The organism is Streptomyces sp. NPDC031225 (genome assembly GCF_055570355.1).
Genome location: NZ_JBVIHJ010000022.1, coordinates 143,696 through 157,478 on the forward strand (window position 1 = coordinate 143,696; position 13,783 = coordinate 157,478).

The following is a 13,783-nucleotide window of genomic DNA, read 5'->3' on the forward strand; positions in this document are numbered from 1 at the left end:
TCGCTCACGCCCAGCGCGCGGCCTCGGATCCCCAGGGCGCCGGTGACCGGGCCCAGTACGCCGGGCCGCCTTCGAACGAGACAGGCGACAGGGCGTACCGCAGTCGCCCGAGCGCACTGTCCGCCTCCGACAACCACGACTCAGGGCCGTCGTACGGGTCGTGCCCAACGTCCCCCGTGTCCATGCCGTCCATGCCGTGCGCGTCGGCCATCCCGTCCGTCAGCCACTGGGCCGTCCGTGTCAGGGCCAGCCGCACGAACCGGCTCCCGCCCTCCCGTGACTGCTCGGTCAGCGCCCGCAGCACGGCCGCCGCCAGCAGATAGCCCGTCCCGTGGTCGAGGGCCTGCGCGGGCAGCGCGCCCGGCCGTTGCGCCGAACCCTCCAGAACAGCGATCCCGCTGGCCGCCTGCACGAGGCTGTCGAAGCCCCGCCGTTCACACCACGGCCCGTACGCGCCCCACGCCGACAACTGCGCCACGACCACCCCCGGCCGTCGCTCCGCCAGCGCCTCGGGTGACAGCCCGAACCGGTCCAGTGCGCCCGGCCGGTACCCGGTGACCACCACGTCCGCCGCCGCGAGGAGCTCCTCGAAGGTCTGCCGGTCGGCGGCCAGATCGAGGGTCGCCGACCGCTTCCCGAAGCCCGTGTCGGCGTGCTGGTCGGGCAGTTCCGGGAGCCTGGGCGCGTCCAGGCGCAGTACGTCCGCGCCGAGCAGGGCGAGGGTGCGCGTCGCGACCGGGCCGGCGAGGACCCGCGTCAGATCCAGAACCCGCAGTCCGGCGGCCGGAAGCAGGGCGGTGGCGTCGATCGGCGCGAACACGCGTATGCGTGCCGAGTCCAGCCGCCCCCGCTCGACCAGGGGCCGCTTCGCCACCTCGGCCGCCTGTGGGTGCGCGGCCCACTCCGCGGGAGAACGCAGCGCCACGGCGAGGCCTCCGGCCGCGTACACGGCTTCCTCGACGTCCAGGGCGGACCGCTCGGCGAGTGCCGCCCCGACGGCCGCCACGTCCTCCGGCACTCCCAGCACGTCGAGCAGACGCGCACGATGGTGCGGATAGTTCGCGTGTGTCCGCACCCACCCGTCCGCCGTCCGCCAGAACCGTGACAGCGGTGCGAAGGCGACGGGCGCGCGACCGTTGATCAACAGATGACGCTCGCTCAGGAAAGCCGTGGCGACCGCCCCGTCGTCCACCCGGACCGTCGGCACCTCGGCGAGCCCGGCCCTCAGCGCCCCCAGTTCGACGGCGGCCGACGCGCACTCGGCCACGCAGACGCGCGCGAGCGCCTGCACGGGAAGGCGCCCCTGAAGAGCGCCCTCCCGCATCACCAGCTCGATATCAGTCATGACTGCACTATGCAGTATTGATCACAGTATTGACTGAATCAATGAATATGCCGGTCTTGATCCACCCGTCCGGTTACTTCGTCACCGCGTCCAGGGCGTCCACAGTGCCCCAGCCGTAGAAGCCGTTGCGGTTCTTCGACCCCTCGCACACCGCGTCGACCTTGCCGTCGCCGTTGATGTCGTACGGGTCCGTGCACGGTGTGGCGTCCGCCTCCGCGTACAGCAGCGCCTTCACCAGGGCCGGCGGGGCGTACGGGTGCGTCGACTTGATCAGGGCTGCCACGGCCGCGACATGCGGCGAGGCCATCGACGTACCGGCCATGTAGCCCCACTTGCCGCCGGGCAGCGTGCCCAGGATCAGACCGCTGGTCGCGGGCGGCTGAGGCGTCTGGTAGGCCGTCGAGTCACCGCCGGGCGCGGCGACGTCGATGACGCCCAGGCCGTAGTTGGAGAAGGACGACTTGATGCCCTTCGCGCCGGTCGCCGCGACCGTCACGACACCCGGCAGCTGGGTCGGTATGTCGAAGCACTCGGAGGGGTCGATGACCCGGTCCGAGGGGGTGCCGTCGTTGGGCGAGACCGGGTCGGTGATCTCGTCGGCCGCGAGGTCGTAGTTCTCGTTGCCGGCCGCGGCCACGTTGACCACGCCCTTCTTCTCCGCGTACCGCGAGGCCCGGGTGATGGCGTCGACGAGCGCCTTCTGGTCCGGGTCGTCGGTGCAGTTGAAGTACCAGGGGTCCGTGTAATAGCTGTTGTTGGTGACGTCGACACCATGGGTGGCCGCCCACATGAAGCCGCAGACCACGGCCTCCGTGTAGAAGTAGCCGGCGGTGGTCGACACCTTGATGCCCGCCACCTTCACGCCCGGCGCCACGCCCGTCATGCCGACGCCGTTCTTGGCGGCCGCGATCTCACCGGCCACGTGCGTGCCGTGCGGGCTCTCCGCCGCGCTCGGCCGCCACGCCCCGTCCGTCGTGTCCGGCTTGCCCGTCACGCAGTTGACCGACGCGGCCCGGTCGAAGTTCGGCGCGAGGTCCGGGTGGGTGTCGTCCACACCGGTGTCGATCACCGCGACGGTCACCTTGCTGCTGCCGAGCGACTTCTCGTGCGCCTTGTCCGCCTTGATGGCGGGCAGGTCCCACTGCAGGGACTCCAGCGGGTCCTGACCGGCCGCCGCGGCGGTCTTCGCCGCGGAGATCTCCGTCGCGCTGAGGGTCTTCGGCGTCCCCAGGTCGTCCGTCGACTGCGCGGGCAGCGGCGCGTTGCGCGTGTTGCCCGCCGACTCGACGCCGCGGACCTTGCGGATCGCCTTGGCGAAGTCGGGGTTCGACGAGTGGACGACGATCACGCCGATCCGGTCGTACGACGTCACGATCGTGCCGCCCGCCTGGGCGATGGCCTTCTTCACCTGAGCGGAAGGAGCGTGCCCGGAACGGACGTTGACGACATAGCTGAGCGCCGTCCCGTCCGCGTCGGCGGAGCCGAGGATGTCGTTCACGGCGCCGGTGACACCGGCCACGGTGCCGGGAACGTCGGCTGCGGACGCCGTGGCGCCGGGCAGGAGGGCCATGGCCGTCGCCATGGTCATGCCCAGCGGGATCGCGATCGCGCGCCGATAGCGCGGGTGGGGCCCTGTCATGATGAAGATCTCTCCAGTTCGTTCTCGGTACAAGCGGTCCGTGCGGGTGGTTCCGTGGTTCCTGACCGGCGGGTCACTTGACCGCGCGCAGCGCGTTGACGATGCCGAAGCCGTAGAAGCCGTTGACCCGGGTGCCGCCCTCGCACACCGCGTCCTGCGTCCCGTCACCGTTCTGGTCGTACGACGCCGGGCAGCTCGTGGCGTTCGCCTGCGCCTTGAGCAGTGCCTGCAGCTGGGCCGGGTTCGCCTTGGGGTGCGTCGACTTCAGCAGCGCGGCGACGCCCGCGGCGTGCGGCGAGGCCATCGAGGTGCCCTGAAGGAAGCCGTACGCGCCGTTCGGGAGGGTGGACAGGATGCGGCCGTTCTGCGAGGGCGTGTCCGGTATCTGGTAGAGCCGGTCGCCGCCGGGCGCCGCGATGTCGATGACACCCTTGCCGTACGAGGAGTAGTACGACTTGAGGTTCTTGACGCCCGTCGCGCTGACCGTGACGACACCCGGCAGCTGCGTCGGCACGTCGAAGCACTCGTGCGGGTCGACGGTCCGCTCCACCGCAGTGGAGTCGTCGGGGCTCGACGCGTCGACGATCGCGTCGGAGTCCAGGTCGTGATTGGAGTTGCCCGCCGACGCCAGGCTGAGCGTGCCCTTCTTCTGGGCGTACAGCTGCGCCCTGTTGACCGCGTCGACAATGGCCCGCTGATCTGGATCGTCCATGCAGTTGTACAGCCATGGATCAACGTAGTAGCTGTTGTTGGTGATCTCGACGCCGTGGTCGGCGGCGAACACGAACGCGCACACGACGCTCTCGGGGTAGAAGAGGCCGTTGTTCCGGTCGGTCACATTGATGGCCGAGACCTTCACGCCGGGAGCGACCCCGGCCACGCCGATGCCGTTGCGGGCCGCGGCGATCTCACCGGCCACATGCGTGCCGTGGTAGTCGTCCGCGGTGTACGGCCGCCATGCACCCTCGCTGGTGTCCGGGACACCGCCGTCGCAGTTGGCCGACTGGGAGGCGGAGAAGTTCGGCGCGATGTCGGGGTGGGTGTCGTCGACGCCGGTGTCGATCACGGCGACGGTCACCTTGCGGCTGCCCGGGTTGATCTTGGCCGCCTTGTCGGCGCCTATCGCACGCAGGTCCCACTGGTCGGCCTCGAGGGGCTCACTGTCCGGCGTGGCGGCCGAGGTCTTCGCGACCTTCGCGGCCTGTGCGTCCGACAGCACCTGGACCGCGCCCTCGTCCGTCGTGCCCGCCGGGGTCAGCGGCGAGGTGCGGGTGGCACCGGCCGACTGCACTCCGCGCACCTTGCGGATCCGCTGGGCGAAGTCCGCGTCGGACGAGTGGACGACGATCACACCGATCTTCTCGTACGTGATCACGACGGTGCCGCCGGCCGCCGTGATCGCCCGCTTCACCGACGCGATGGTGCGGTGGTCCACCTTGGTGTTGACGACGTACGACAGGTTCGTCGCGTCCGCGGCCCGTGCCGTGGACTGTGCGGCGGGAGCCGCCGAGGCCATCGAGGGCAGGAAGCCGAGCGATGCCGTGAGGGACAGCACGACGGGCACGGCGAGCGCGAGACGGTGTCGCGAACGTCTGGAACGCGGCTGGGACATGGGGTCTCCACATCATCCGGAAACGAAACCGGCCCGAGACACAGGTGGCGTTCGGGCAGGTACATGACGGGTGGTTCCAGCCGAAGCTATCTCCCGAAGTCGCTGGCCAGCAATGACTTCCCCAAGCTGAGTTCGGAAAGAAGCAAAGTGAGTTGAACCGGGCCCAGCGCGGCGCCGTGACCTTGAACAGGGAACGCGAGGACACTCGCCCCCGATCCCCGTCACAACCGGCACCCGCAACGCGAGGAGAGATCGTGTCCACCGACGCACCGCCCCCCTCGAAAGAGCAGCACAAACTCCCCACCACCGCGGAGTTCACCGAGGTTCAGGAGAGCGCGGAGTTCGGTGAACTGCGCCGCTCCTACCGCTCCTTCGCCTTCCCGCTGACCGTCGGCTTCATCGCCTGGTACCTGCTGTACGTCCTGCTGTCCAACTACGCGGGCGACTTCATGGGCACCAAGGTCGTCGGCAACGTCAACGTGGCCCTCGTCCTGGGCCTCGCACAGTTCCTCACCACCTTCCTCATCGCCTGGTGGTACTCACGCGTCGCCGCCTCCAAGTTCGACCCGAAGGCCGACGCCATCAAGTCCCGGATGGAGGGCGGCGCATGAGCCCCGCGATCACCCTGGCGGCCGGAGAGGCCAGCGAGCACCGGCCGCTGATCATCAGCCTGTTCGCCGTGTTCGTCCTCGCGACCCTCGTCATCACCGTCTGGGCCGGCCGCCAGACCAAGGACGCGGCCGACTTCTACGCGGGCGGACGCCAGTTCACCGGTTTCCAGAACGGACTCGCCGTCTCCGGCGACTACATGTCCGCCGCTTCCTTCCTCGGCATCGCGGGCGCCATCGCCCTCTTCGGCTACGACGGCTTCCTGTACTCCGTCGGCTTCCTGGTCGCCTGGCTCGTCGCCCTGCTCCTGGTCGCCGAACCGCTGCGCAACTCCGGCCGCTACACGATGGGCGACGTCCTCGCCTACCGGATGCGCCAGCGCCCGGTCCGTACGGCGGCAGGCACCTCCACCATCGTGGTCTCGATCTTCTACCTGCTGGCCCAGATGGCGGGCGCCGGCGTTCTGGTCTCCCTGCTCCTCGGCATCACCAGCGACGCAGGCAAGATCGGCGTCGTCGCCCTGGTCGGCGTCCTCATGATTGTTTACGTCACCATCGGTGGCATGAAGGGCACCACCTGGGTGCAGATGGTCAAGGCCGTCCTGCTGATCGCGGGCGCCCTGCTGCTGACCTTCCTGGTGCTGCTGAAGTTCGACTTCAACGTCTCCGACCTGCTCGGCTCCGCCGCCGACAACAGCGGCAAGGGCGCGGCCTTCCTGGAGCCGGGCCTGAAGTACGGCGCCACGGGCACCACCAAGCTGGACTTCATCTCGCTCGGCATCGCCCTCGTCCTCGGCACTGCCGGTCTGCCGCACATCCTGATCCGCTTCTACACGGTGCCCACCGCCAAGGCCGCCCGTAAGTCGGTCATCTGGGCCATCGGCCTCATCGGCGCCTTCTACCTGATGACCCTCGCCCTCGGCTTCGGCGCCGCCGCGCTCATCAAGCCGGACGAGATCATCGCCTCCAACAAGGCGGGCAACACCGCGGCACCCCTGCTGGCACTGCATCTGGGCGGCGTCGACTCCAACTGGGGCGCGATCCTGCTGGCCACCATCTCGGCGGTTGCCTTCGCCACCATCCTCGCGGTCGTCGCCGGCCTCACCCTGGCCTCGTCCTCCTCGTTCGCGCACGACATCTACGCCAACGTCATCAAGCGGGGGCAGGCCACCGAGAAGCAGGAGATGAGCGCGGCCCGCTGGGCGACCGTCGGCATCGGCGCGGTCTCCATCCTGCTGGGCGCCCTGGCCCGCGACCTGAACGTCGCCGGCCTCGTCGCCCTCGCCTTCGCGGTCGCCGCCTCCGCGAACCTGCCGACGATCATCTACAGCCTCTTCTGGAAGCGGTTCACCACCTCCGGAGCCCTGTGGTCGATCTACGGCGGCCTCGTCACGGCGGTCGGTCTGGTGCTGTTCTCGCCGGTCGTCTCCGGCAAGCCCAGCTCGATGTTCCCGGACGTCGACTTCCACTGGTTCCCGCTGGAGAACCCGGGGATCATCTCGATCCCGGTCGGCTTCCTGCTCGGCATCATCGGCACCTACCTGTCCAAGGAGGAGCCCGACAAGGGCAAGTACGCGGAGCTGGAGGTCCGGTCCCTGACCGGCACCGGCGCCCACTGACACGCCCCCCGAGCGGCCGCGTCGTAGGTCTCTACGACGCGGCCGCCTCGTACGTCGTGGGATCGGGCCCTGTCGATGTCAGTGACGTCACGTAGGCTCGCAAGTGACGGAAAACGATGGATCCCGCACTGATCCGCGACAAGGGAGGGGGCCCACGTGCTCATCGACACCTTTGGCCGGGTGGCCACCGACCTGCGCGTCTCGCTGACCGACCGGTGCAATCTGCGGTGCACCTACTGCATGCCGGAAGAGGGCCTGCAGTGGCTGGCCAAGCCCGATCTGCTCACCGACGACGAGATCGTCCGCCTGATCGACATCGCCGTCACCTCCCTCGGTATCGAGGAGGTCCGCTTCACCGGCGGTGAGCCCCTGCTGCGTCCTGGTCTGGTCGGCATCGTTGAGCGGGTCGCGGCCCTGGAGCCGCGCCCCCAGATGTCCCTGACGACGAACGGCATCGGCCTCAAGCGCACCGCGACCGCCCTGAAGGCCGCGGGCCTGGACCGGGTCAACGTCTCCCTCGACACCCTCCGCCCGGACGTCTTCAAGACGCTCACCCGCCGCAACCGCCACCAGGACGTCCTGGAAGGCCTCGACGCCGCCCGCGAGGCGGGCCTGACCCCCGTCAAGGTGAACTCGGTCCTGATGCCGGGGCTCAACGAGGACGAGGCCCCCGACCTCCTGGCATGGGCGGTGGAGCACGACTACGAACTGCGCTTCATCGAGCAGATGCCCCTGGACGCCCAGCACGGCTGGAAGCGCGACGGCATGATCACCGCCGGGGACATCCTGACCTCCCTGCGCACCCGCTTCGACCTCACGGAAGAGGGCTCGCAGGCGCGGGGCTCGGCGCCCGCGGAGCGCTGGCTGGTCGACGGCGGGCCGCACCGCGTGGGTGTCATCGCCTCGGTCACCCGCCCGTTCTGCGCGGCCTGCGACCGCACCCGCCTCACGGCCGACGGCCAGATACGCACCTGCCTGTTCGCCCGCGAGGAGACGGACCTCCGTGCGGCGCTGCGCTCCGACGCCGGCGATGAGGAGATCGCCCGCATCTGGCGCGAGGCGATGTGGGGCAAGAAGGCGGGAGCGGGCCTGGACGACCCGACGTTCGTCCAGCCGGACCGTCCCATGTCGGCGATCGGCGGCTAGCCGGGGCTAGGCCCCTTCGGGGGCCTGCCACTCCCCGAACTTCACGACGTCCTTGAGGAACCCGCGCACCCCGAGGAACTGCGACAGATGCTCCCGGTGCTCCTCACACGCGAGCCACGTCTTGCGCCGCTCCGGCGTGTGAATCTTCGGGTTGTTCCATGCGAGCACCCAGACCGCGTCGGCACGACAGCCCTTGGCGGAACAGATCGGGGTTTCGTCACTCACGGATTCGTCTCACAAGCGGGGAAAAAGGCGACGCCGAGCAGCCACGGGGGGAGCTGCCCGGCGTCGGTCTGTCGCTCCGACGGGGGATGCGGAGCGCGTACGAAGTATGTCACGGGTAACCCTTGGCCCGGCACTGGAACAACATGATTGATCTGAGCTTTTCTTGAGCTTGATGCCGAGGAAACCTCTCACGTCCGCTCGTGCGGTTCGCCCCGCGCACCTGACACCGGCCCGCCCGCACTGCCTTCCGGCGCGGGTTCCGCGGCGTCGCCCTCCGCTCGCGGCGGCGTGATCATCGGCCGGATCGGGACGGTCACGAACGTCGACGGCAGAGAGGGCGCGTTCTCCCGCCCCGCGTTGGCGATGACGACGGCGATATAGGGCAGAACCGCCCCGAGCACCAGCGCGACGATCGCGACGTGCCGTTCCACGTTCCAGAGCGTGGCCGCGAGCACGACGGAAATCGTACGGACCGTCATCGAGATGATGTACCGGCGCTGACGCCCGCGCACGTCGTCCTGCAGGCTCGTCCGGGCTCCGGTGATCCGGAACACCTGGGCGCTGCCGCCGCCATGCTGCTTCCGCATCACATTCCACCATCCGCCCGCATCGGACTCTCCCCACAATGCAACCGCTCCGTGCCCGCCAAAGACACCGGGCCCGGGCACCTTCCACGGTACGCCGCGCCTGCGCCGCCTACGAGACCGGGGCATCTCGCGCCGGGCGAACGACCTCACCCGCGGCACGTACGGACGTACCCGACATGCGCCGTACCGCGAACGGGCCGACACTGGCCGTAATGCTCACGTCGAGCCGTACGAGGAGGCAGCCATGGGCTGGTTGTGGGCGATCATCGTGGGATTCGTGCTGGGTCTGATCGCGAAGGCGATCATCCCCGGGAAACAGCACAGTCCCCTCTGGCTGACCACCATCTTCGGCATGCTGGGAGCCATCGCCGGCAACGCGATCGCGCGTTGGGCGGGCGTCGACGAGACCTCCGGCATCGACTGGAGCCGCCACGCGTTCCAGCTGATCGCCGCGATCATCATCGTCGGCGTCGGCGACATGCTCTACATGGCGACGCTGGGCAAGCGGAAACAGCGGACCTGAGAGCCGGTACGACGAAGGGGTCCCCTCCATCCGGAGGGGACCCCTTCGTCGTACCGGGATCTAAGCGGAGGTGACCTCGACCGCCGCCAGGTTCTTTTTGCCCCGGCGCAGCACCAGCCAGCGACCGTGCAGCAGGTCCTCCTTCGCCGGGACGGCGTCCTCGGCGGTGACCTTGACGTTGTTCACGTAGGCCCCGCCCTCCTTCACCGTCCGCCGGGCCGCCGACTTGCTGGCCACCAGACCGACCTCGGCGAACAGGTCCGCGACGGCACCGAGCTCGGCGACCCGGATGTGCGGTACCTCCGAGAGCGCCGCGGTCAGCGTCTTCTCGTCCAGCTCCGCCAGCTCGCCCTGCCCGAAGAGCGCCTTCGAAGCGGCGATCACGGCAGCCGTCTGGTCGGCGCCGTGCACCAGCGTCGTCAGCTCCTCGGCCAGCGCGCGCTGCGCGGCCCTGGCCTGCGGACGCTCCTCGGTCTGCTGCTCCAACTCCTCCAGTTCCGCACGGGACTTGAAGGACAGGATGCGCATGTACGTCGAGACGTCCCGGTCGTCCACGTTCAGCCAGAACTGGTAGAAGGCGTACGGCGTCGTCATCTCGGCGTCGAGCCAGACGGCGCCGCCCTCGGTCTTGCCGAACTTGGTGCCGTCCGCCTTGACCATCAGCGGCGTCGCCAGACAGTGCGCCTCGGCCTCGGGCTCCAGCTTGTGGATCAGGTCGAGACCCGCGGTGAGGTTGCCCCACTGGTCGCTGCCGCCCTGCTGGAGCGTGCAGCCGTACCGCCGGTACAGCTCCAGGAAGTCCATGCCCTGGAGCAGCTGGTAGCTGAACTCCGTGTAGCTGATGCCCTCCTGGGACTCCAGCCGGCGCGCGACCGAGTCCTTGGTCAGCATCTTGTTGACCCGGAAGTGCTTGCCGATGTCCCGCAGGAACTCGATGGCCGACATGCCGGCCGTCCAGTCCAGGTTGTTCACCATGACCGCGGCGTTGTCGCCCTCGAAGGACAGGAACGGCTCGATCTGCCCGCGCAGCCGGTTCACCCAGGCCGCGATGGTCTCCGGGTCGTTCAGCGTGCGCTCCGCCGTGGGGCGCGGGTCGCCGATCTGGCCGGTCGCCCCACCCACCAGGGCCAGCGGGCGCAGACCCGCCTGCTGGAGCCGGCGCATGGTGAGGACCTGGACCAGGTGACCGACGTGCAGGCTGGCCGCGGTGGGGTCGAAACCGCAATAGAACGTGACGGGACCGTCCGCGAGCGCCTTGCGCAAAGCGTCCTCGTCAGTGGACAGGGCCCACAGGCCTCGCCACTTCAGCTCGTCGACGATGTCCGTCACGGTTCTCGCATCTCCTCGAAAGATCCTCGGGCAGTCGAGTGACTACCGGTTACGAGGTTATACGCCCTGACTGACAGAACTCATATTGAAATCCGGCACCCGCAGCGCCGGCATCGCGGCCCTGGTGAAGTAGTCGCTCCACTCCCTCGGCAGCGTCTTCTCCGTCCGCCCCGCCTCCGTCACCCGCCCCAGCAGGCCGACCGGCGACTCGTTGAACCGGAAGTTGTTGACCTCGCCGGTCACCTCGCCGTTCTCGACGAGGTACACGCCGTCCCGGGTCAGCCCGGTGAGCAGCAGCGTCGCCGGGTCGACCTCGCGGATGTACCAGAGGCACGTCAGCAGCAGCCCACGCGTGGTGTTCGCGACCATCTCCTCCAGGGAGAGGTCCGAGCCCCCGTCGAGGACGAGGCTCCCGGCTGCCGGGGCGACGGGCAGCCCCGTCAGGCCCGCACTGTGCCGGGTGGTCATCAGGTGCGCCAGTTCGCCCTCGCGGATCCAGTCGGTGGCCGCGACCGGCAGACCGTTGTCGAACACCGACTGGTCGCCCCCGGAGGAGTGCGCGACCACGAAGGGAGCGGACTCCAGACCGGGCTCGTTCGGGTCGCTGCGCAGGGTCAGCGGCAGCTCGGTCAGCCTCTCGCCGACCCGGGTGCCGCCGCCGGGCTTGGAGAACACCGTCCGCCCCTCGGCCGCGTCCCGCCCCGACGCCGACCACAGCTGGTAGATCAGCAGGTCCGCGACCGCGGTCGGCGGCAGCAGCGTCTCGTACCGCCCGGCGGGCAGCTGGTGGCGCCGCTCGGCCCATCCCAGGCGTACGGCGAGTTCGGCGTCCAGCGCCGCCGGGTCGACGTCCTTGAAGTCCCGCGTGGAGCGTCCCGCCCAGGCCGAGCGCGTACGGTCCGGCGACTTGGCGTTCAGCTCCAGCGTGCCGTTGGGCTGGTCGTGCCGCAGCCGCAGCCCCGTGGACGTGCCCACGTACGTCGACACGAGCTCGTGGTTGGCGAAGCCGTACAGCTCGCGGCCGCCCGCACGCGCGCGTGCGAAGGACTCGCCGAGCGCCGGGGCGAAGTCGGCGAAGGCGGCCGAGGACGTCTCGGCGGGCGCGTCGGTGAAGTCGGGGGACTCCGGCACGCCCGAGACCAGCGGCTGGGCGTCCTCGGCGGGCGCGGCGCCGCGCGCGGCGGCCTCGGCGGCCCGCACCAGCGGCTCCAGCTCGTCGGCGGTGACGGCCGACCGTGAGACGACCCCGGAGGCGGTGCCCTCCTTGCCGTCGACGGTCGCGACGACCGTGAGCGTGCGCCCGCGCGTGACGCCGTTCGTGGTGAGCGCGTTGCCCGCCCAGCGCAGGTTGGCGGTCGACTGCTCGTCGGCGATCACGACACAGCCGTCGGCCCGGGACAGCGCGAGCGCCCGTTCGACGATCTCGTGCGGCTTGTTGGTACGCGGGCTCATCGACCGGCCTCCTGCGTGGTGTTCAGAATGTTGACGCCCTTGAAGAGGGCTGACGGGCAGCCGTGCGACACCGCCGCGACCTGGCCCGGCTGGGCCTTGCCGCAGTTGAAGGCGCCGCCGAGGACGTAGGTCTGCGGGCCGCCCACCGCGGCCATCGAGCCCCAGAAGTCGGTGGTGGTCGCCTGGTAGGCGACGTCCCGCAACTGCCCGGTGATGCGCCCGTTCTCGATCCTGAAGAACCGCTGGCCGGTGAACTGGAAGTTGTAGCGCTGCATGTCGATCGACCAGGACCGGTCGCCGACGACGTAGATCCCGCGGTCCACGCTCCCGATCAGGTCCTCCGTCGACATCCCGGCCGGATCCGGCTGCAACGACACGTTGGCCATGCGCTGCACGGGCACATGCCCGGGGGAGTCGGCGTACGCGCACCCGTTGGACCGCTCGAACCCGGTCAGCTTCGCGATCCGCCGGTCCAGCTGGTACCCGACCAGTGTGCCGTCCTTCACCAGGTCCCAGGACTGGCCCGCGACGCCCTCGTCGTCGTAGCCGACGGTGGCGAGGCCGTGCTCGGCGGTGCGGTCACCGGTGACGTTCATCAGCTCGGAGCCGTACCTGAGTTTGCCGAGCTGGTCGAAGGTGGCGAAGGAGGTGCCGGCGTAGGCGGCCTCGTAGCCGAGCGCGCGGTCCAGCTCGGTGGCGTGGCCGATGGACTCGTGGATGGTCAGCCACAGGTTCGACGGGTCGACGACGAGGTCGTACAGGCCCGACTCGACGCTCGGCGCGCGCATCTTCTCGGCGAGCAGTTCCGGAATCTGTTCGAGCTCGCTCTCCCAGTCCCAGCCGGTGCCCGTGAGGTACTCCCAGCCGCGTCCGACGGGCGGTGCGATGGTCCGCATGGAGTCGAACTCGCCGCTGGACTCGTCGACCGACACGGCCGTCAGCTGCGGGTGCAGCCGGACCCGCTGCTGCGTGGTCACCGTGCCCGCGGTGTCGGCGTAGAACTTGTTCTCGTGCACGGTGAGCAGCGAGGCGTCGACGTGGTTGACCCCGTCCGCCGCCAGCAGCCGCGCGCTCCAGTCCGCGAGCAGCGCCGCCTTCTCCTCGTCGGGCACGGTGAAGGGATCGATCTCGTACGACGAGATCCACGTCCGGTCGGCGTGCACGGGCTCGTCGGCGAGCTCCACCCGCTCGTCGGACCCGGCCGCGCGGATCACCTGGGCGGAGAGCTTCGCCATGGCCACGGCCTGCGAGGCGACCTTGGCGGCGGCATCCAGTGTCAGGTCCACGCCGGACGCGAAGCCCCAGGTCCCGCCGTGCACGACCCGCACCGCGTACCCGAGGTCGGTGGTGTCCGAGGAACCGGACGGCTTGGCGTCCCTGAGCCGCCAGGACGCGCTGCGCACCCGCTCGAACCGGAAGTCCGCGTGCGCGGCGCCAAGCGCACGCGCGCGTGCCAGCGCGGCGTCGGCGAGGGCACGTAGGGGAAGCGCAGTGAAGGCTTCGTCGATGGTATGAGGCACCTGGGTCTCTTCCTGTCGAACGTGAGGGTGGGCGACGGTTGCTCCGATCATGTCGCGACGGACGGCCCGTGGACCACACGTTTGGGACCGCGCTCGACAACGCGTCGTCGAAGTGCCGGTAGGAAAGGAGCGGTTGAAGGCTGTCCGACATCTTGTCGACCTGTCCCGTCCCTGGCGG

At 69.7% G+C, this 13,783-nt stretch carries 12 protein-coding genes; 4 read left to right on the forward strand and 8 right to left on the reverse strand.

From position 1 onward, the window contains the following. Window positions 1-4 precede the first annotated feature (4 nt). The 3 genes from ACZ48Z_RS32420 to ACZ48Z_RS32430 all read right to left on the reverse strand — a co-directional run bounded on the left by ACZ48Z_RS32420 (window position 5) and on the right by ACZ48Z_RS32430 (window position 4,596). Window positions 5-1,345: a CoA transferase gene (locus ACZ48Z_RS32420; RefSeq protein ID WP_468739456.1), complete on the reverse strand. Its 1,341-nt coding sequence runs from the start codon at window positions 1,343-1,345 to the stop codon at window positions 5-7. A 73-nt stretch (window positions 1,346-1,418) separates the two neighbouring features. Continuing rightward, window positions 1,419-2,984: a S8 family peptidase gene (locus ACZ48Z_RS32425; RefSeq protein WP_468739457.1), complete on the reverse strand. Its 1,566-nt coding sequence runs from the start codon at window positions 2,982-2,984 to the stop codon at window positions 1,419-1,421. A 73-nt stretch (window positions 2,985-3,057) separates the two neighbouring features. Further along, on the reverse strand, window positions 3,058-4,596 hold the full coding sequence (locus ACZ48Z_RS32430) for a S8 family peptidase (protein ID WP_468739458.1): 1,539 nt from the start codon (window positions 4,594-4,596) through the stop codon (window positions 3,058-3,060). Between the two features lie 254 nt (window positions 4,597-4,850). On the opposite strand from ACZ48Z_RS32430, the gene ACZ48Z_RS32435 reads away from it, so the two are divergent. The 3 genes from ACZ48Z_RS32435 (at window position 4,851) to moaA (ending at window position 7,969) form a co-directional block, all read left to right on the forward strand. Then, the gene (locus ACZ48Z_RS32435; protein ID WP_468739459.1) at window positions 4,851-5,207 is read left to right on the forward strand and encodes a DUF485 domain-containing protein; all 357 of its coding nucleotides are present in this window, start codon (window positions 4,851-4,853) and stop codon (window positions 5,205-5,207) included. Next, entirely contained in the window at window positions 5,204-6,823 is a 1,620-nt protein-coding gene (locus ACZ48Z_RS32440; RefSeq protein WP_389113115.1) for a solute symporter family protein, read from the forward strand. Before ACZ48Z_RS32435 ends, ACZ48Z_RS32440 begins: the two co-directional genes overlap by 4 nt. Window positions 6,824-6,979: 156 nt before the next feature. Next, window positions 6,980-7,969: a GTP 3',8-cyclase MoaA gene (moaA, locus tag ACZ48Z_RS32445; RefSeq protein WP_468739460.1), complete on the forward strand. Its 990-nt coding sequence runs from the start codon at window positions 6,980-6,982 to the stop codon at window positions 7,967-7,969. Between the two features lie 6 nt (window positions 7,970-7,975). On the opposite strand, the gene ACZ48Z_RS32450 is transcribed toward moaA, so the two are convergent. Together ACZ48Z_RS32450 and ACZ48Z_RS32455 are read right to left on the reverse strand one after the other, a co-directional pair. Next, window positions 7,976-8,194: a hypothetical protein gene (locus tag ACZ48Z_RS32450; RefSeq protein ID WP_468739461.1), complete on the reverse strand. Its 219-nt coding sequence runs from the start codon at window positions 8,192-8,194 to the stop codon at window positions 7,976-7,978. Between the two features lie 188 nt (window positions 8,195-8,382). After that, entirely contained in the window at window positions 8,383-8,781 is a 399-nt protein-coding gene (locus tag ACZ48Z_RS32455) for a DUF3099 domain-containing protein (protein ID WP_468739494.1), read from the reverse strand. 244 nt (window positions 8,782-9,025) lie between these two features. Here ACZ48Z_RS32455 and ACZ48Z_RS32460 point away from each other — a divergent pair, with 244 nt between their 5' ends. Next, window positions 9,026-9,304 (forward strand): GlsB/YeaQ/YmgE family stress response membrane protein, encoded by a 279-nt coding sequence (locus tag ACZ48Z_RS32460; protein WP_468739462.1) that lies wholly within the window; start codon window positions 9,026-9,028, stop codon window positions 9,302-9,304. Between the two features lie 60 nt (window positions 9,305-9,364). Here the strand turns inward: ACZ48Z_RS32460 and tyrS are convergent, their stop codons facing one another. From tyrS to ACZ48Z_RS32475, 3 genes are read right to left on the reverse strand one after another with little or no spacing between them, the layout of a single operon-like run. After that, a complete protein-coding gene (tyrS, locus tag ACZ48Z_RS32465; RefSeq protein ID WP_468739463.1) occupies window positions 9,365-10,633 on the reverse strand; it encodes a tyrosine--tRNA ligase in 1,269 nt (422 codons plus the stop codon). 57 nt (window positions 10,634-10,690) lie between these two features. Further along, complete coding sequence (locus tag ACZ48Z_RS32470; RefSeq protein WP_468739464.1) at window positions 10,691-12,085, reverse strand: metallopeptidase TldD-related protein; 1,395 nt, start codon at window positions 12,083-12,085, stop codon at window positions 10,691-10,693. Next, window positions 12,082-13,605 carry a TldD/PmbA family protein gene (locus ACZ48Z_RS32475; protein WP_468739465.1) on the reverse strand — a complete coding sequence of 508 codons (1,524 nt, stop codon included), beginning with the start codon at window positions 13,603-13,605 and terminating at the stop codon, window positions 12,082-12,084. The genes ACZ48Z_RS32470 and ACZ48Z_RS32475 overlap by 4 nt, the downstream gene beginning before the upstream one ends. Window positions 13,606-13,783: the final 178 nt, after the last annotated feature.

Excerpts from the sequence above, each read along its gene's own strand:
- ACZ48Z_RS32440 (WP_389113115.1), top strand. The coding sequence starts at position 5,204 with ATGAGCCCCGCGATCACCCTGGCGGCCGGAGAGGCCAGCGAGCACCGG.
- ACZ48Z_RS32460 (WP_468739462.1), top strand. The coding sequence starts at position 9,026 with ATGGGCTGGTTGTGGGCGATCATCGTGGGATTCGTGCTGGGTCTGATC.
- ACZ48Z_RS32425 (WP_468739457.1), bottom strand. The coding sequence starts at position 2,984 with ATGACAGGGCCCCACCCGCGCTATCGGCGCGCGATCGCGATCCCGCTG.
- ACZ48Z_RS32470 (WP_468739464.1), bottom strand. The coding sequence starts at position 12,085 with ATGAGCCCGCGTACCAACAAGCCGCACGAGATCGTCGAACGGGCGCTC.
- ACZ48Z_RS32455 (WP_468739494.1), bottom strand. The coding sequence starts at position 8,781 with ATGCGGAAGCAGCATGGCGGCGGCAGCGCCCAGGTGTTCCGGATCACC.
- ACZ48Z_RS32420 (WP_468739456.1), bottom strand. The coding sequence starts at position 1,345 with ATGACTGATATCGAGCTGGTGATGCGGGAGGGCGCTCTTCAGGGGCGC.
- ACZ48Z_RS32430 (WP_468739458.1), bottom strand. The coding sequence starts at position 4,596 with ATGTCCCAGCCGCGTTCCAGACGTTCGCGACACCGTCTCGCGCTCGCC.